The organism is Agrococcus sp. UYP33 (assembly GCF_054060915.1).
Genome location: NZ_JBSSDR010000001.1, coordinates 1,857,498 through 1,871,345, shown reverse-complemented (window position 1 = coordinate 1,871,345; position 13,848 = coordinate 1,857,498). Strand labels below are relative to the sequence as shown.

Below are 13,848 nucleotides of genomic sequence, written 5' to 3'. Positions count from 1 at the left end.
GATCACCGCATGAGGATCACGCTGCTCGCGGGCGGCGTGGGCGGCGCGCGCTTCGCGCTCGGGCTGCGGGACGCGGCGCGCGAGCTGCACGGCGACGCCGACATCCGCATCGTCACGAACGTCGGCGACGACGTGTGGCTCGCGGGCGTGAAGGTGTGCCCCGACCTCGACTCGCTGCTCTACGCGCTCGCCGGGGTCGGCGACACCGAGCGCGGCTGGGGACGCGCGGGCGAGAGCGAGCGCGTCGCCGCCGAGCTGACCGCCTACGGGGTCGGCTGGCCGTGGTTCACGCTCGGCGACCTCGACCTCGGCACGCACCTGGCACGCACGGCGGTGCTGCGCGACGGCGCGACCCTCACCGAGGCGACCGCGCGGCTCGCGGCGCGCTGGCCGCTCGGTGCGACGCTGCTGCCCGTCACCGACGACGAGGTGCCGACGCACGTCGTCACCGACGAGGGCGTGCTGCACTTCGAGGAGTGGTGGGTGCGCACGCGCGCCCAGCTGCCCGCGCACCGGTTCGTGCAGCACGGGGTCGAGCGGTCGCGGATCGCACCGGCCGCCCGCGCGGCGATCGCCGACGCCGACGTCATCCTGATCGCGCCGTCGAACCCGGTGGTGTCGATCGGCACGATCGTCGGCATCCCGGGCGTGCGCGATGCGCTCGAGACGGCGACGGCGCCCGTCGTCGGCGTCGCGCCGATCATCGGCGGCCGGGCCGTGCGCGGCATGGCGGAGGCGTGCCTCGCGGCGATCGGCGTCGAGGCGGACGCGGCCGCGGTCGCCGCGCACTACGGCGCGCGGTCGGCCGGCGGACTGCTCGACGGCTGGCTGCTCGCCGAGGAGGACGCGGCATCGCTCGCGACGGTCGAGTCGCTCGGCATCCGCGCGGCGGTGCGACCGCTGTGGCTCACGCCGGGCGCGCCGGCGGCCCGGGTCGCGCGGGATGCGCTGCAGCTCGCGGCGTCGATCGCCCAGCCGTCCGTGGGCTGAGCCGCTCCGCGCGGCGCGACCGGTGGGGCGGTCAGCGGCCCGTCGAGGCGGGATGCACCGTCGGTCCCTGATCGAAGACGTAGAAGACGTTCCCGTCCGGGTCGTGGAAGCCGATGACGCTCCCGGCGCCTGCGGCGTCCTGCTCGACCGCGATCGGGAGCGCAGGGTGCGCCTCGACCCAGGCGGCGAGGCTGTCGACGAGGTACATCGGACCGGCGGGCTTGCCGGAGACCGAGACCATGATCTGGCAGCTGCGGTCCGGCGCCCAGTACGCCGTCGAGCGCTCGCCATCCCGCCAGGCCTCCTCGAGGCCCAGGACCCGCTCGTAGAAGCGCATCGCCTCGCCGAGGTCGCTGACGGGCTGGTACAGGAAGCGCAGCGCCTTCATGGGCCGATCGTAGAGGAGCAGGCGGAGCGCTCGACCGGCGCCGCGGCGCTCGTCAGCTCGAGAGCGACGCCGCGTCGAGCACCGCGCGCGTGTGCTCCCCCACGCCCAGCTCCATCGCGAGGTGCAGGTCGGCGAGCTCGTCGACGTCGATCCGGAGCCCCGAGTCCGGCGCGATGGGGAGCGGCGCGTGTCCCGCACGCCGGTGCAGCGCCGCCGAGCCCGGGCCGAAGCGGGGGCGCAGCGCCTCCGCCCGGCGCGCCGCGAGCAGCGTCGTGCCCGTCGCGACCGCGTCGGGCACGTACGAGCGCTCCTCGTGCTCGGCGAGCAGCAGGGCGGCATCGAGCACCTCGGCCGTGAGCGCGGGCAGGTCGCCGAGGATGACGGCGGCCGGCTCCTGCGGCTCGAGCTCGGCGAGGCCGGTGGCGATGGCGGCGCGGAGGCCGGCGCTCGGGTCGTCGACGACCTCGATGCCCTCGATGCCCTCGGTCACGGCCGGATCGCAGGTGACGACGACGACTCGGCCGATCGATCCGGCGTCGCGCGCCGCGCTGATGACGTCGCGGGCGAAGGCGACCGCGAGGGCGGCGCGGGCGTCGCCCGCATCGAGGCGCGACTTGCCGATCGAGCCCTTCACAGGGATGACGACCGCCCACTCCATGGCGCCAAGCCTACGGTGACGCGGGTGCGCTGCCCGACGCACCCGCTCCGCTACTCGTCGCGCAGCGGCGGCACGACGCGGAACAGGCTCGGCGGCAGCAGCGCCGTGATCACGCGCCGCCAGGGCGGCAGCGCCTCGGCGAGCGCGCGCCTCCCCCGGCGCACGTCGTCGTCCAGCACGCCCGGCTCGCGCGGGCCGTCGTCGAACACGGCACGCTCCGCCGCGAGCCGCACCCGGTCGGCCGCGGCCGCGCCCGCCGGTGCACGGGCGGCGATCGCCGCCTGCACCTCGCCCGGCGTCGCCGAGCCGGGCAGCCGCACCCCCGCGTCCGCGAGCGACGCGCGCAGCTCGAGCCACGCGCCGGGCGCCCCGCGCCGCAGTCGCAGCGCGCGCTGCGCGGCGCGCACAAGCATCGGGAGCGCGAGCAGCAGCAGCACGCCGAGCCCGATGAGCCACCCGCGCAGCGCCGCCCAGTCGATCACGATGCCGGGCCCAGGGGCGGCGGTGGGCTGACCCGGCGCTGCGGATGCGCCCGGCGACGCCGACGGGGTCGGCGAGGCGGAGGGCGTGGGCGTCGGCGTCGGCGCGGCGGAGGTCGCGCTCGGCGTCGGGCTGGGCGTCGTCTCGGCGCCCTCGGGGCTCGCGACGCCGGTGCCGGCGCCGGGCGTCGTCTCGACCCGGACCCAGCCCGCGCCGTCGACCCACGCCTCCGCCCACGCGTGGAAGTCGTTCGTCGTCACCGAGCGGCCGCCGGCGATCTCGGCGCCCGGCAGGAACCCGATCACGACGCGCGACGGCACCCCCGCCCCTCGCAGCAGCGTCGCCGTCGCGCTCGCGTAGTGCACGCAGTAGCCCGCACGCGTGTCCAGGAAGCCGGCGAGCGCATCCCAGCCGTCGCCGCCGCCGCCCGCGAAGCCGGGCAGGTCGAGCCGCTCCGAGTAGTCCCACACGCCGCTCGTCATGAACCCGTGCACGGCGAGCACGCGCGCGCCGGCCGACATCCCCTCGTCGACGAGCGCGGCGCCCTGCGCGCCGATCGCCTGCGCCTCCGGCGGCAGCTCCAGCCAGGCGTCGTGGCCCGTCGAGCCCGTGCCGGCCGGCAGCACCTCGAGCAGCGGCGACCGGCTGCCCGTGGCGGTGTACTCGAGCCCGGACTCGACGACGCCGGACTCGACGCGCAGCGCGTCGTTCGCGTCGTCCCAGCTCGCGCCGTCCGGCGGCGCGACGTCGAGCCCGCGCTCCGGCATCGGCAGGCTCTCGGCTCGCACGTCGCTCATGCGGACCGTCATCTGCAGCAGGGGTGCCGCGTCGGCGCCCTCGACGAGCACCGCGGGCTCGGCGGCCTGCGGCTCGACGTCGACGAAGCCGTTCGGCCCGGCCTGCGAGAGGGTCGTCACGCGCGTGACCGTCGGCTGGCCGTCGGTGGTCGCGTAGGTGAAGACCGACTGCGGCTCCGGCCGCCGGAGCTCGTCGCCGAGGTCGATCGAGGCGTCGAGGATGGGCGTCGACGGCTGGAACAGGTCGTCGAGGGTGGGCAGGTCGACGTCGAGCTCGCGCGGGCTGGGCGCGACGAGCGGCACGGCCACGGCGACGAGCGCGGCGACGGCGACGAGGCCGATCGGCCCGGCCCACGGTCGCCCGAGCGCGAGGCGCTCGTCGATCGAGGGGGCGGCGAGCACGAGCGCCGAGACGGCGACGCCCGGCACCGCGTGCCACCAGGGCACGTCGACGCGGAACGCGATCGGCAGCAGCAGCGGCACGGCGGCGAAGAGGATGGCGATCGCCTGCGCCCGCAGCGCGAGGCCGATGAGGTCGACGTGCACCGCCAGCACCACCGCGGCCAGCACGACGACGGCGAGCACGGGCGGTTCGAGCTCGATCGGGGTGGCGATGGCCCACGCGATGTCCTGCACGCCGACCGTGAGCACGCGCAGCGACTCCGCAACGGATGCGGGCGTCGGGATGACGCCGATCAGCGCGTCGTCGGCGGCGGTGAGCGCGGTCGTCCATCCGACGCCGACGATCGCGGCGGCGGCCGACCCGGCGAACGTCGACCACGCGGCCCGCGCGAGCGCCGCGGCGATCCCCATCGACACCACGGCGAGCAGCACGGGCCACAGCCACTCGGTGCCGAGCACCGACTGCGTCGACCACAACCACGCGACCGGTAGCGCCGCGAGCGCGAGCGTCTCGACGAGCCCAGCGCGGCTGCGGCGCCGGCGGCCGCGCGGCTCGGCCGCGGCGGTCGCCGGGCGCTCGGGCGCGGCGGTGAAGGCGGGGGCGGTCATCGGAGCTCCCTTGCCGGCCCGACGCCGTCGATCCAGCGCTGGACGCGCACGCGCGATCCGGGCATGAGCCGGGTGTGCGGCGCGTCGAGGTCGGCGACGAGCCAGAGCGTCGAGCCCGGCGCGAGCGTCCAGCGCTCGGGCGCCGCCTCCTCGAGCGCGACGACGTGCGCCGCGGCACCCTCCCGCTGCGCCGGCTCGTCGCGCACGACCGCCGCGAGCGTCGCGAAGGCCGCGAGCGCCGCGTCGCGGTCGCGCCAGTCCGCCGTGGCGATGCTCGGTGCGCCGGTCTCCGCCACCTGCACGATGCGGTCGCGACCGGCGAGCGCGCGCACGATCGAGCAGGCGGCGCGCGCGAGCCGGTCCTCCGCGTCGCGGCCGCGCCCCGCGGCGCCGGCCGTGTCGACGAGCACGAGCAGGTCGTCGGTGGCCGGGTTCGCCTCCTGCCGCACCATCAGCTGGCCGCGCTTCGCCGACTGCCGCCAGTGCACGCGCCGCTGGGGATCGCCGGGCCGCCACTCGCGCACCATCGCGTCGATCTCGTCGGCGTTCCGGGTCTGCGACTGCTGCCCGGCCTCGCGGTTGGAGCGGAGCGACGCCGAGGGCACCGTGAGCAGCGCGGGACCGACGACGACGCTCGAGCGCGGATCGACGGAGCGGGTCGAGCGCATGACGCGGAACGGGTCGAGCGAGGTGACCTCGACCGGCGCGAGCCGCCAGCGGCCTCGCGGCTGGTCGCCGAGCGGCACCTCGGCGGCGCCGTCGTCGTCGAGCGTCCCCTCGAGGTGCAGGTAGCGCTCGGGCCCGGGCGCCCAGGTGGCCCACCGGTCGCCCGCCTGCCGGCGGTCGGCGGCGATGCGCAGCGTCGCGTGCTGCCCCTCCTCGAGCACGCCGGGGGCGGTGACGCGCACGCGCGTGGCGGTGCCGAGCACCCACCAGGCGCCGAGCAGCACGATGCCGAGGCACAGCGCCGCCGGCACGAGCAGCACGGCCTGGCGCTCCCAGTAGCCGGCGACGGCGAGCGCGACGCCCAGCAGCACGAGCACGATCCCCCGCGCCGTCGGGCGGGCGCGGGCGCGATCGCGGGCCATCAGCGCATGACGGGGGCGACCGTGGTCGCGAGCGCGTGCGCCACCACCCGCCGGGCGTCGTCGTGCCGCGCGTGCGGATCGTGCATCACCAGGTGGTGCGGGAGCACGTGCACGGCCAGCTCCTTGACGTCGTCGGGCGAGAGCCAGTCGCGTCCGAGCAGGTGCGCGCGGGCCTTCGCGGCGCGCACGAGCTGCAGCGTGGCGCGCGGGCTCGCGCCGAGGCGCACCTCGTGGTGGTCGCGGGTCGCTCGCGAGAGCCGCACGGCGTAGCGCTCGACGAGCTCGTGCGCGCGCACCGAGCGGGCGACGCCGATCTCCTCCCGGAACTGCTGCTCGGTCGTCGCCGGGCGCACCGCGTCGAGCGGCTGCGCGACCTCGCGCGCCTGCACCATCGCGAGCTCCGCATCCTGGTCCGGGTAGCCGAGCTCGAGCCGCGCCATGAAGCGGTCGCGCTGCGCCTCCGGCAACGCGTAGGTGCCCTCCATGTCGATCGGGTTCTGCGTCGCGACGACGAGGAACGGCGTCGGCAGCACGTGGGTGATGCCGTCGACGGTCACCTGCCCCTCCGCCATGCACTCGAGCAGCGCCGCCTGCGTCTTCGGGCTCGCACGGTTGATCTCGTCGGCGATGACGATGTTCGCGAAGACCGGCCCGGGCTGGAAGCGCAGCTCGCCGCTCGTCTGGTCGAGCACCGACATGCCGGTGATGTCGCTCGGCAGCAGGTCGGGCGTGCACTGGATGCGCCGCACGGTGCCGCCGATCGCGGCCGCGAACGCCCGCGCGAGCTGCGTCTTGCCGACGCCCGGCACGTCCTCGAGCAGCACGTGCCCCTCGGCGAGCAGCACGGTGAGCACCGTGCGGATCTCGTCGGCCTTGCCGGAGATGACGGACGCGACGGCGCGCTCGATGCGCGATCCCGGCGTCTCGACGACGGGCTCGCCGGGCGACGACGTCCGCGCCGGCGCGCTCACGACCGCGCGGGGGTCCTCAGCCTGCATGCGATGCTCCCGCCTCTGCCAGTGCGTCGATCCTGCCCGCCTCGCGACCGGCCCGGTAGGCCTCGTCGCTGCCGAGGTGGAACATGTCGCCCTCGCGACGCACGAGCCGGGTCGCGCCCGGCTCCTCGAGGCCGGCGACGTGGCGGCCGAGGCCGCGCACGAGCACGACCGGCACACCGTCGGCCTTGCCCGCGACGAGCTCGGCGGCGCCGGCGATCTCGTCGGCGATCGCCGGCGCGGTGACGAGCAGCGGCCGGCCGTTCGCGTCGGTGCTCACCGGCTCGAGCACGCGGATGCCGGCGGCCCCGATCGCGACGTCGGTCTGGCCCATGCGCCAGGCACGGCCGAGCGTGTCGCTCACGATGACGCCGATCGCGGCGCGGAAGCGCGACCGCAGCCGCTCGGCGATCGCGCGGGCCGACGCATCCGAGTCGAGCGGGAGCAGCAGGATCGTGCCGTCGTCGGTGTTCGAGGCGTCGACGCCCGCGGCGGCGAGCACGAGCCCGGTGCGGTGCTCGACGATGCGCGTGATGCCGCCCGGGAAGGCGCGCGAGGCGACGAGCCGCACCGATTCCTCGGTGATCGCCTGCTCGCGCTCGGCGGCCGGGCGGATGCGGCCCTCCGCCTTCGAGACGACCTTGCTCGTGACGACGACGATGTCGCCGTCGACGGGCGCGAGCGGTGCGACGGCGTCGGCCACGATCGCGGCCAGGTCGTCGCCGGGGCGGATCTCGTCGATCCCCCGCACTGCCCGCAGCTCGAGGTCGGCGGTGGGCGCCGGGTCGCTCATCGCGACTGCAGGAACGTGGCGACCGCGCGCGGCACGTAGGGGCTGATGTCGCCGCCCAGCTCGCTCACCTGGCGCACGAGGCTCGACGAGACGTGCGCGTTCTCGGGGTTCGGCAGCATGAAGATCGTCTCGACGCCGCCGAGGTTGCGGTTGACGATCGACATGGGCGTCTCGTAGGAGAGGTCGGTCGACGAGCGGATGCCCTTCACGAGCACCTCCGCCCCCACCTGCTGGCAGTAGTCGACGAGCAGGCCCATCGACCAGTTCGCGATGCGGATCTCGCCCGTGATGCGCGCCTCCTCGATCGAGCGCTCGATGAGCGCCTCGCGCTCCGGCACCGGCAGGAACGCCTGCTTGTCGGGGTTGTGCGTCACGACGACGTGCACCTCGTCGAAGATGCTCGCCGCACGGCCGATCACGTCGAGGTGCCCGAGGGTCACGGGGTCGAAGGAACCGGGCACGACGGCGATGCGGGGCATGGGCAGAAGCGTACCGGTGGTCGCTATGGAAGCCGCTCGCGCACGGTCAGGCCGTCACGAGCGCCGCCCGCGCATCCGGGTCGAGCCGCGCGTGCACGGCGAGGCGCAGCGCCGGATGCTCGGCGAGCGTCGGGTCGTCGTCGAGCACGGCGCGGGCGGCGTCGCGTGCCGCCTCGATGATCGACACGTCGCGAGCGACCCGCAGCACCCGCAGCCCGCTGCGGCCGCCCGACTGCGCGGCCCCGAGCACGTCGCCCTCGCCGCGCTGCTCGAGGTCGACCTCGGCGAGCGCGAAGCCGTCGAGGGTCGACGCGACGGCGTCGAGCCGCTCGCGTGCGGGTGAGAGCGGATCGGTCGCGCTCACGAGCATGCAGAGGCCCGCGTGCTCGCCGCGGCCGATCCGCCCGCGGAGCTGGTGCAGCTGCGAGACGCCGAAGCGGTCGGCCGAGAGCACCACCATCATCGTCGCGTTCGGCACGTCGACGCCGACCTCGATCACGGTGGTCGCGACGAGCACGTCGATCTCGCGCGCCCGGAAGGCGCGCATGACCGCATCCTTCTGCTCGGTCGTGTCGGCACCGGTGAGCGGCGCGATCTGCCGGCCGACGAGCGCGGGCACCTGGCGCAGGCGCTCGAGGGTGGTGGTGACGTCGTCGACCGGCGGCTGCGGCCGGCCGTCCTCCGGCGCCTCCTCGTCACGGTCGATGCCCTCGAGCTTGCCGGGCGCGATCGCGGGGCAGACGACGAACGCCTGCCGCCCGGCCTCGAGCTCCTCGCGCATCCGCTCCCAGATGCGTCCGAACAGCTGCGGCTGCTCGGCCGGGTCGACGACGAAGGTCTTGATGGGGCTGCGCCCGGCGGGCAGCGAGCGGATCGTCGAGACGTCGAGGTCGCCGAACGCCGTCATCGCGATCGTGCGCGGGATGGGCGTGGCGGTGAGGACGAGGGTGTGCGGGTGGACGCCCTTCGCGCGCAGGGACTCTCGCTGCGCGACGCCGAAGCGGTGCTGCTCGTCGATGACGACGAGCCCCAGCTCGGCGAAGCTCGTGCGCTCGCTCAGCAGCGCGTGCGTGCCGACGACGATGCGGGCGGAGCCGGCGGCGATGCGCAGCAGCGCGCGCTTCCGCTCGGAGGCCGGCATCTGCCCGGTGAGCAGCGTCGGCTGCAGCTCTGCGGCCAGGTCGGGCCCGAGCGCCCGGGTGATGGAGCGCAGGTGCTGCACCGCGAGCACCTCGGTGGGCGCGAGCAGCGCCGACTGGCCGCCCGACTCGGCGACGACGAGCATCGCCCGCGTCGCGACGACGGTCTTGCCCGAGCCGACCTCGCCCTGCACGAGCCGGTGCATCGCCGTGCCGCTCGCGAGGTCGGCGAGGATCTCGTCGCCGGTCGCCCGCTGATCGTCGGTGAGCTGCCACGGCAGGCTCGCGTCGAAGCGCTCCAGCAGACGACCCGGATGCCTCGGCGCGGTGGGCAGCGTGTCGAACCAGTCGCGGGTCGCGAGCAGGTAGGTCTGCAGCAGGAACGCCTCGTGCCACGCGAGCGTGTGCCGGGCGCGATACGCGTCCTGCTCGACCTTCGGCTGGTGCGCGAGGCGCAGCGCGTCGGCGACCGGCATGAGCTTCTGCGCCCGGCGGACGGCGTCGGGCACCGGGTCGGGCACGTCGCCGAGCGCGTCGAGGCCCTGGGCGACGAGCGCCTGGATCTTCGTGGTGGCGAGCGTGGCGGTGGCCGGGTAGATCGGCACCGGCTGGTTGGCCCACTCCTCGGCGTCGATGCCCTCTGCCTCGTCGAAGAGCTCGTAGTCGGGGTGCGCGAGCTGGCGCTTGCCCTTGTAGACGCCGACGGTGCCCGAGAACAGCGCGGTCACGCCCTGGTGCAGGTCGTCCTTGCGCCACGACTGGTTGAAGAACGCGAGGTCGAGCTCGCTCGTGCCGTCGGTGATCGTGATGCTCGTGAGCGTGCGCGGCCGGCCCTTCGCGTCGCGCTGCAGGTCGCGGTTCTCGACCGAGCGCACCTTCGCCACGACGGTGACGTGCTCGCCCGGCACGAGGCTCGCGAGCTCGGTCAGCTCGCCGCGCTTCGCGTAGCGCCGCGGCAGGTGCCAGACGAGGTCGCCGAGCGTCTGCATGCCGAACGCGCGCTCGAGCTTCGTCGCCGCGGCCTTCGGCAGCACGCGCTCGAGCGGACGCTCGAACCCGTCGGGCAGCGCCCCGCCAGCCCTCTTCGTCGCCACCCGCCCAGGGTAGGCCGTGCCGCCGACGGGCACGGACGCATCCGCCGGTCCGCACCTGCCAAGATGGCCGCATGACGCGGATCGTCGGAGGCCTCGCGGGCGGGGCGAAGCTGCATGTGCCGGGGCCGGGCACCCGGCCCACCTCCGAGCGGGTGCGGGAGGCGATCTTCAACGCGCTCGACGCCCGCGGCCTGTGCGACGGCGCGCACGTGCTCGACCTCTTCAGCGGCTCGGGCGCGCTCGGGCTCGAGGCCGCGAGCCGCGGCGCCGAGTCGGTCGTGCTCGTCGAGCGCGAGCGGGGCGCGGCGAACGTGGCGCAGCGCAACGCCGAGATCGTCGCGAAGGCCGGTGCGGTGCGAGCGCTCGTGGAGCAGGTGGCCGTGCACCAGTACCTGCAGCGCTCCGGCCGGCAGTTCGACCTCGTCTTCGTCGACCCGCCCTATCGGCTCCCGGCGCACGAGATCTCGGCGGTCCTCTCGGACCTCGCCCCGCTGCTCGCGCACCCCGCGATGGTCGTCGTCGAGCAGTCGAAGCGCGCCGACCCCCTGAGCCTGCCGGGCGACCTGGAGGTCGAGCGCAGCCGGGACTACGGCGACACGCGGGTGCACTACCTGACGACGAGCGGCCTGGCCAACGACGTCGTGCCGCCCGATGCGCACCCCGACGCCGGGCAGGCGGACGCGGACGCGTGATCGTCACGATCGAGCCCGCCGACTTCGGCGACGCCGCGCTCCTCGCGTTCCTGCAGGCGCACCTCGACGACCTCGCACCCACCGCGCCCGCCACCAGCCAGCACGCGCTCGACCTCGCCGGCCTCCAGCGGCCGGGCATCCGCGTCTGGACGGCGCGGTCGACGGATGCGGCGGTCGTCGGCACGGTCGCCCTCGCGCCCGTCGATGCCGGCCACGAGGAGCTCAAGAGCATGCGCACGGATCCCGCGCGGCGCGGTGCGGGCATCGGCTCCGCCCTGCTGCGTCATGCCATCGGCGACGCGCGCGCCCGCGGCGTTGTCCGCGTCTCGCTCGAGACCGGCAGCCAGCCGTTCTTCGCACCCGCACGGGCGCTCTACGCGAAGCACGGGTTCGTCGAGTGCCCGCCGTTCGGCAGCTACCGGCCCGACCCGTACAGCACCTTCATGACGCGCTCGCTCGAGGATCAGCCCGCGCGGTAGGGGTCCCAGCCGCGCGGCTCGAGCGGCTCCCCGTCGAGGGTGACGTCGCCCGCCGCTCCCGCTGCGGGGTCGACCCGGCCGACGCGCCGCACCGGGTGCCCGGCGAGCTCCGCGGGCGGCGCGACGCCCGCTGGCAGCGTGACGAGCAGCGCGTGGTCCTCGCCGCCGTGCAGCGCCGCGGCCAGCGCGGCGTCCGGCGAGGCGGCGGCGACGGCGGCCTCGTCGAGCGCGATCCGCACGTGGGATGCGCGCGCGACGCGGGCGGCGTCGAGCGCGAGGCCGTCGGAGACGTCGAGCATCGCGGTGGCACCGAGATCGGCGAGCAGCGTGCCGGCCCCGATCGGGGTGACGGGGGCGAGCTGCGCGGCGATGGACGCGCCGTGCGCGCCCGCGCGCAGCAGCTCGGCGGCGTCGCGGTCGGGCTCGGCCGCCTCGTCGACCGCTTCGACGAAGAGGTGGCGCAGGCCCGTCGCCGCCCGGCCGAGGTCGCCGACGACCCACACCGCATCCCCCGGCCGCGCACCGGAGCGCAGCACCGGGGCGCGCCCCTCGAGGTCGCCGAAGGCCGTCACCGCGATGACCGCGTGCCGGGCGGTGCCGAGGTCGCCGCCCACCACGCCGACCCCCGGTGCCATCGCGGCGATCGCGTCGCCCAGGCCGCGCGCGAGCTCCTCGAGCGCGCCGATGCGGGTCGACGGCGGCACCGCGAGCGCGACGACGAGGGAGGTCGGGCGCGCGCCCATCGCCGCGACGTCGATGAGGTTCGTCGCGACGGCCTTCCAGCCGAGGTCGTGCCAGCGCGACCAGCCGAGCCGGAAGTCGGCGCCCTCGAGCATCGTGTCGGTCGTGACCACGAAGCGCCCGTCGGGTGCGGCGACGACCGCGGCGTCGTCGCCCGGGCCGACCGCGGTCGCGACACCCTCGGGCAGCAGCGGCAGGAAGCGCCGCAGCGCCTCGAGCTCGCCGGCCTCGTGCAGCGTGGCGTCGTCCATGGGGCAACGGTAGCCGCGTCCGCGAACGCCGACGCCGACGGTGCGCTCGATCGGGCAGAGCCGCGCGCGAACCCCGCCCGGCGGTCGGCGCAGCGCTCTGCCCGATCGAGCTCGCGCAGCCGGCCCCGCCGATAGTCTCGAGGGGTGCGCATCCTCCCCCTCGCCGCGGCCGCGGCCGCCGTGCTCGCGCTCTCCGGCTGCGCCGCCGCCGTCATCCTGCCGCCCGCCGACGAGGCCTCCGCGCCCGGCTGCGCCGCGGTCGTCGTCTCGCTCCCCGAGGCGCTCGGCGACGAGAGCCTGCCGCAGCCGCTCGAGCGCCGCACCACGACCGCGCAGGGCGCATCGGCGTTCGGCGATCCGAGCGCCGTCACGCTGCGCTGCGGCATGCCCGAGCCCGCGCCGTCCACCGCCCGCTGCATCACGATCGGCGAGGTCGACTGGCTCGAGGTCGCAGCCGAGGAGAACATCTGGACGTTCGTGAGCTACGGCCGCTCCCCCGCGACCGAGGTCGTCATCGACACGGATGTCGTCAGCGCCGTGACGGCGCTCGAGGGCGTCTCGAGCGCCGTCGCCCGCACCGACCGCACGGGCGCCTGCACCTAGGCAGCGTCCTCCGCGAGCACGTCGGGCAGGAACACGCGCCCGTCGTCGTGGCCGGGGTCGAGCACGATCGCGTGGCCCGGCGGGATGGCCGCCGCGAGCTCGGCGCCCGTGACCTTCAGGTGCCGCTTCGTGCGCGTGGCGAAGCCGCCGATGCGCTGCGTCGACGTGAACGCCACGACGAGCTGCATCCCCTTGTGCGGCAGCACGAGGAACCTGCCGGAGGCCGGATCGCGCGGGTCGCCGACGACCGCCGGCACGACGAGCTCTGCCTCGCGCACGACCGCCCAGGCGGCCGCGTGGTCGGTGGCGGGGATCGTCTGCAGGGCATCGAGCGTCGGGTTCTCCATGCCGCAATGCTCCCAGACGTGCTGCCGGACGCGCCGACGACCGAGCGCCAGGAGCCGCTCGCGGCGGGCGCCGCGGCCGGTGGTGTGGGCGCGCTCTGGGAGACTGGACGCATGGCCCTCGACTTCACCGCGATCGACTTCGAGACGGCCAACGGCAACGCCGCATCGGCCTGCGCGGTCGGCCTCGTGAAGGTGCGCGACGGCCTCGTGGTCGACCGGTTCTCGACGCTCATCCGCCCCACGGCGCCCTACGACGAGTTCTGGGAGTGGAACACCCGCATCCACGGGATCTTCGCCCACCAGGTGCTCGACGCCCCCGATTGGGTCGAGACGCAGCGGCAGATCCTCGCGTTCGGCGGCGACGACGTCTACGTCGCCCACAACGCCGGCTTCGACCGCGGGGTCATGCGCGCGGCCGCGAAGGCGGCGCGGCTGCCCGTGCCCGACATGCGCTGGACCGACTCGCTGCGGATCGCCCGCAAGACGTTCGCGCTCGAGTCGTACCGGCTGCCGGTCGCGGCGCTGGCCGCCGGGTTCGACGACTTCCGCCACCACGACGCCGCCGGCGACGCCGAGGCGTGCGCGGCGATCGTCATCGGCGCGGCGAAGCGCCACGAGCTCGACGAGCTCAGCGACCTCGTCGCGCGCTGCATGTCGGCCGTGCACGAGATCGGCGAGCGGCACGAGGAGCTGCGCGAGCTCGAGGCGGCGCGTCGCAACGCGCAGCGCGAGCGGCCCTGGTGGCAGTAGCCGCCTCGCTGCACGCGCCCGACGCGCTCCTGGACCCGATCCCGGACGGTGGACCCGAGATCTGGGGTCCACC

Annotated in this window: 15 protein-coding genes; 5 read left to right on the top strand and 10 right to left on the bottom strand. The window is 75.7% G+C overall.

The window, feature by feature from the left end; genetic code table 11:
• The first annotated feature begins 9 nt into the window (after nucleotides 1-9).
• Nucleotides 10-990 (top strand): 2-phospho-L-lactate transferase, encoded by a 981-nt coding sequence (gene cofD / locus ACVWW9_RS09170; RefSeq protein ID WP_456515236.1) that lies wholly within the window; start codon nucleotides 10-12, stop codon nucleotides 988-990.
• Nucleotides 991-1,021: 31 nt separating this feature from the next.
• On the opposite strand, the gene ACVWW9_RS09165 is transcribed toward cofD, so the two are convergent.
• The 8 genes from ACVWW9_RS09165 to ACVWW9_RS09130 are packed head-to-tail and all read right to left on the bottom strand — an operon-like array spanning nucleotide 1,022 to nucleotide 9,912.
• Nucleotides 1,022-1,378 carry a VOC family protein gene (locus tag ACVWW9_RS09165; protein WP_456515235.1) on the bottom strand — a complete coding sequence of 119 codons (357 nt, stop codon included), beginning with the start codon at nucleotides 1,376-1,378 and terminating at the stop codon, nucleotides 1,022-1,024.
• Nucleotides 1,379-1,430: 52 nt separating this feature from the next.
• Nucleotides 1,431-2,036, bottom strand: a complete 606-nt coding sequence (cofC, locus tag ACVWW9_RS09160; protein ID WP_456515234.1) for a 2-phospho-L-lactate guanylyltransferase — start codon at nucleotides 2,034-2,036, stop codon at nucleotides 1,431-1,433.
• 50 nt (nucleotides 2,037-2,086) lie between these two features.
• Nucleotides 2,087-4,324, bottom strand: a complete 2,238-nt coding sequence (locus tag ACVWW9_RS09155; RefSeq protein ID WP_456515233.1) for a transglutaminaseTgpA domain-containing protein — start codon at nucleotides 4,322-4,324, stop codon at nucleotides 2,087-2,089.
• Complete coding sequence (locus ACVWW9_RS09150) at nucleotides 4,321-5,412, bottom strand: DUF58 domain-containing protein (protein ID WP_456515232.1); 1,092 nt, start codon at nucleotides 5,410-5,412, stop codon at nucleotides 4,321-4,323. Before ACVWW9_RS09150 ends, ACVWW9_RS09155 begins: the two co-directional genes overlap by 4 nt.
• Nucleotides 5,412-6,410: an AAA family ATPase gene (locus tag ACVWW9_RS09145; protein WP_456515231.1), complete on the bottom strand. Its 999-nt coding sequence runs from the start codon at nucleotides 6,408-6,410 to the stop codon at nucleotides 5,412-5,414. Before ACVWW9_RS09145 ends, ACVWW9_RS09150 begins: the two co-directional genes overlap by 1 nt.
• A complete protein-coding gene (cofE, locus tag ACVWW9_RS09140; RefSeq protein ID WP_456515230.1) occupies nucleotides 6,400-7,200 on the bottom strand; it encodes a coenzyme F420-0:L-glutamate ligase in 801 nt (266 codons plus the stop codon). Before cofE ends, ACVWW9_RS09145 begins: the two co-directional genes overlap by 11 nt.
• Nucleotides 7,197-7,679, bottom strand: a complete 483-nt coding sequence (gene coaD, locus ACVWW9_RS09135) for a pantetheine-phosphate adenylyltransferase (protein WP_123697368.1) — start codon at nucleotides 7,677-7,679, stop codon at nucleotides 7,197-7,199. The genes cofE and coaD overlap by 4 nt, the downstream gene beginning before the upstream one ends.
• A 46-nt stretch (nucleotides 7,680-7,725) precedes the next feature.
• On the bottom strand, nucleotides 7,726-9,912 hold the full coding sequence (locus tag ACVWW9_RS09130; protein WP_456515229.1) for an ATP-dependent DNA helicase RecG: 2,187 nt from the start codon (nucleotides 9,910-9,912) through the stop codon (nucleotides 7,726-7,728).
• 71 nt (nucleotides 9,913-9,983) lie between these two features.
• On the opposite strand from ACVWW9_RS09130, the gene rsmD reads away from it, so the two are divergent.
• Nucleotides 9,984-10,604: a 16S rRNA (guanine(966)-N(2))-methyltransferase RsmD gene (gene rsmD, locus ACVWW9_RS09125; RefSeq protein WP_354255621.1), complete on the top strand. Its 621-nt coding sequence runs from the start codon at nucleotides 9,984-9,986 to the stop codon at nucleotides 10,602-10,604.
• Nucleotides 10,601-11,083 carry a GNAT family N-acetyltransferase gene (locus ACVWW9_RS09120; protein ID WP_456515228.1) on the top strand — a complete coding sequence of 161 codons (483 nt, stop codon included), beginning with the start codon at nucleotides 10,601-10,603 and terminating at the stop codon, nucleotides 11,081-11,083. Before rsmD ends, ACVWW9_RS09120 begins: the two co-directional genes overlap by 4 nt.
• Here the strand turns inward: ACVWW9_RS09120 and thiL are convergent.
• Nucleotides 11,068-12,075 (bottom strand): thiamine-phosphate kinase, encoded by a 1,008-nt coding sequence (gene thiL / locus ACVWW9_RS09115; protein WP_456515227.1) that lies wholly within the window; start codon nucleotides 12,073-12,075, stop codon nucleotides 11,068-11,070. The two genes, ACVWW9_RS09120 and thiL, sit on opposite strands and share 16 nt — an antisense overlap.
• Nucleotides 12,076-12,219: 144 nt before the next feature.
• Here thiL and ACVWW9_RS09110 point away from each other — a divergent pair, with 144 nt between their 5' ends.
• Entirely contained in the window at nucleotides 12,220-12,678 is a 459-nt protein-coding gene (locus ACVWW9_RS09110; RefSeq protein WP_456515226.1) for a DUF3515 family protein, read from the top strand.
• Here the strand turns inward: ACVWW9_RS09110 and ACVWW9_RS09105 are convergent.
• On the bottom strand, nucleotides 12,675-13,025 hold the full coding sequence (locus ACVWW9_RS09105) for an SseB family protein (RefSeq protein WP_354255632.1): 351 nt from the start codon (nucleotides 13,023-13,025) through the stop codon (nucleotides 12,675-12,677). The genes ACVWW9_RS09110 and ACVWW9_RS09105 overlap by 4 nt on opposite strands.
• Nucleotides 13,026-13,031: 6 nt before the next feature.
• Between ACVWW9_RS09105 and ACVWW9_RS09100 the strand changes: the two genes are divergently transcribed.
• Nucleotides 13,032-13,775, top strand: coding sequence for an exonuclease domain-containing protein (locus ACVWW9_RS09100; protein WP_456515225.1), 744 nt, complete (start codon nucleotides 13,032-13,034; stop codon nucleotides 13,773-13,775).
• The last annotated feature ends 73 nt before the right edge of the window (nucleotides 13,776-13,848 follow it).

Bases quoted from the DNA above. Each gene is read 5' to 3' on its own strand.
- cofD (WP_456515236.1), top strand. From the start codon at position 10: ATGAGGATCACGCTGCTCGCGGGCGGCGTGGGCGGCGCGCGCTTCGCG.
- ACVWW9_RS09165 (WP_456515235.1), bottom strand. From the start codon at position 1,378: ATGAAGGCGCTGCGCTTCCTGTACCAGCCCGTCAGCGACCTCGGCGAG.
- cofC (WP_456515234.1), bottom strand. From the start codon at position 2,036: ATGGAGTGGGCGGTCGTCATCCCTGTGAAGGGCTCGATCGGCAAGTCG.
- ACVWW9_RS09155 (WP_456515233.1), bottom strand. From the start codon at position 4,324: ATGACCGCCCCCGCCTTCACCGCCGCGCCCGAGCGCCCGGCGACCGCC.
- ACVWW9_RS09150 (WP_456515232.1), bottom strand. From the start codon at position 5,412: ATGGCCCGCGATCGCGCCCGCGCCCGCCCGACGGCGCGGGGGATCGTG.
- ACVWW9_RS09145 (WP_456515231.1), bottom strand. From the start codon at position 6,410: ATGCAGGCTGAGGACCCCCGCGCGGTCGTGAGCGCGCCGGCGCGGACG.
- cofE (WP_456515230.1), bottom strand. From the start codon at position 7,200: ATGAGCGACCCGGCGCCCACCGCCGACCTCGAGCTGCGGGCAGTGCGG.
- coaD (WP_123697368.1), bottom strand. From the start codon at position 7,679: ATGCCCCGCATCGCCGTCGTGCCCGGTTCCTTCGACCCCGTGACCCTC.
- rsmD (WP_354255621.1), top strand. From the start codon at position 9,984: ATGACGCGGATCGTCGGAGGCCTCGCGGGCGGGGCGAAGCTGCATGTG.
- thiL (WP_456515227.1), bottom strand. From the start codon at position 12,075: ATGGACGACGCCACGCTGCACGAGGCCGGCGAGCTCGAGGCGCTGCGG.
- ACVWW9_RS09105 (WP_354255632.1), bottom strand. From the start codon at position 13,025: ATGGAGAACCCGACGCTCGATGCCCTGCAGACGATCCCCGCCACCGAC.
- ACVWW9_RS09100 (WP_456515225.1), top strand. From the start codon at position 13,032: ATGCTCCCAGACGTGCTGCCGGACGCGCCGACGACCGAGCGCCAGGAG.